The organism is Ruminococcus callidus ATCC 27760 (assembly GCF_000468015.1).
In the GTDB taxonomy this organism is placed as follows: Bacteria; Bacillota; Clostridia; order Oscillospirales; family Ruminococcaceae; genus Ruminococcus_C; species Ruminococcus_C callidus.
In genome coordinates this window covers 15,938-17,721 of the sequence record NZ_KI260291.1, presented here as the reverse complement: position 1 = coordinate 17,721, position 1,784 = coordinate 15,938, and the positions used below count along the sequence as shown (strand labels likewise).

Annotated in this window: 3 protein-coding genes; 1 reads left to right on the top strand and 2 read right to left on the bottom strand. The window is 52.1% G+C overall.

Features of this window, described 5'->3' with window-relative positions; translation table 11 throughout:
- Positions 1-126: 126 nt before the first annotated feature.
- Entirely contained in the window at positions 127-537 is a 411-nt protein-coding gene (locus RUMCAL_RS00735) for a bis(5'-nucleosyl)-tetraphosphatase (RefSeq protein WP_021680458.1), read from the top strand.
- Positions 538-635: 98 nt separating this feature from the next.
- Here RUMCAL_RS00735 and RUMCAL_RS00730 read toward each other — a convergent pair whose 3' ends face one another.
- Positions 636-1,010: a DUF4363 family protein gene (locus RUMCAL_RS00730; RefSeq protein WP_021680457.1), complete on the bottom strand. Its 375-nt coding sequence runs from the start codon at positions 1,008-1,010 to the stop codon at positions 636-638.
- Complete coding sequence (locus RUMCAL_RS00725) at positions 1,007-1,690, bottom strand: DUF421 domain-containing protein (RefSeq protein WP_040646370.1); 684 nt, start codon at positions 1,688-1,690, stop codon at positions 1,007-1,009. The genes RUMCAL_RS00730 and RUMCAL_RS00725 overlap by 4 nt, the downstream gene beginning before the upstream one ends.
- Between the last annotated feature and the right edge of the window lie 94 nt (positions 1,691-1,784).

The following is a 1,784-nucleotide window of genomic DNA, read 5'->3' as shown; positions in this document are numbered from 1 at the left end:
CTTTCAGGGGAGGCTATTATGAAAATTGATTTCCGTAGGATTCGCAAAATCCCTATGGACAAATACTGAAAAATATGCTATACTAGATGTAACAAATCATCTTATCAAAGGAGTCGGGTGAAACCCATGCAGCATGAAAAATCCTGCGGTGCCATTGTGTACCGCAAATCCCACGGGAACACGGAGATCCTGCTCATCAAGCACATCAACAGCGGGCACTGGTCATTTCCCAAGGGACACATGGAAAACGGCGAAACGGAAATTGAAACGGCAATTCGTGAGATCAAAGAAGAAACCTCTGTCAATGTCATGATCGATCCCACCTTTCGGGAAACGGTTTCCTACTTTCCCAAGCGGGATACCCAAAAGACCGTGGTCTATTTTATTGCACGGGCAAAGAATTACGACTTTGTGCCGCAGGAAGAAGAAATTGCAGAGATTCGCTGGGTAGACATCGGATACGCCTCTACCATTCTCACCTATGAGAATGACAAGAACATTGTCAACAAAGCAAAAGCGGCGATCAAAGAATTCTGAACGCTTTACAAAAAAATCAAAACCGCTTCCGGTTCTACGCAACGCGAACCGGAAGCGGTTTTTTAGGACAATACCATACAAACTTTGTGCCGTGCTTCCTATAAAATATTCCACCAGAACGGCATTTCGCTTTCGCCAAGCCGCGTGATCCACATACGAACCTCCTCCAGTTCCGAGGTCAGTTCGTCACAGTCCTCTGCCTGCATGGGTGCCAGATGCGAAACTGTCACATCGATTTGCAGCACCTTGTCCCGCCAGACCACCAGATTCAGCCGGCGTTCCGATTTTTCCCACTGGTTTTGGAACTCCGCAAATGCCTGCTTCGCCTGCTCCGGCTGGGTTTCGGCAATTTGCTGTACGGTGTCCAGCTGTTTCAGCAGGCGGCTGGTTTCCGAACGCACCAGCCACGCTGTCCCGCAGCTGCACAGCACCAGTGTCAGCAGAATGGCAACTCCCAGACGTACCCGATTCATACCGCGTCCCCCCGTTTCTTTGGAATAATGGTACAGGTGCCCTCGGCATCGCTGAGCATCAGGAACACCTGTTTTTCCGTCAGGCGGTGCTCCGCCAGTTTCTGTTCCAGCCACGCCTGATTTTTCCCCAGCATGGCAAGGGACTTGTTCATGACGCAGCCGTCCTGTATCACGGCAACAGGCGGATTCTGTGCCGTCTTTTTCAGGGTGATGTCCGCCGGTGTCAGAGGCTGGCACTCCGCCTTGAGATAGACGGAAATCGTGCCGGTGGTTTCCATGACGGCGAACTGCACCTGACTGATGTCGAACACCTGCTGCTGCCGGAGAGCCGTCATCAGGTCATCTACCGACAGCCGCAGATCCCGCATGGTCGCCTGTTCGATCTGCCCGTCCCGCACCACGATTTTTGGTCTGCCGGAAATGATGCGACGCATTCGCAGGGATTTCAGTGTCACCCACGACATCAACGCTTCAAAGCAGACCAGCGTCAGGATCGGCAGGATCCCCAGTATCAGGGGAATGCTGGTATCCTCCAGCGGCAGGGTGGCAATGTTGGAGATCAGAATGGTGATGACCAGCTCCGAGGGCTGCAATTCCCCCAGCTGCCGCTTTCCCATCAGACGCACTCCGAAAATCACCACAATGTACAAGATCAGCGAACGAATGAGAACCACACTCACAAAAAACGCCTCCTTTCATACGAGTAGTATGTCCGGAGGTGTTGGAGATTATGCGGTTGCTCTTAGGCAATACCGCACAAAGAGCGTCTGGCGA

What these genes read in the sequence shown, in the direction of transcription:
- RUMCAL_RS00730 (WP_021680457.1), bottom strand. Translation starts at nt 1,010, where the DNA reads ATGAATCGGGTACGTCTGGGAGTTGCCATTCTGCTGACACTGGTGCTG.
- RUMCAL_RS00735 (WP_021680458.1), top strand. Translation starts at nt 127, where the DNA reads ATGCAGCATGAAAAATCCTGCGGTGCCATTGTGTACCGCAAATCCCAC.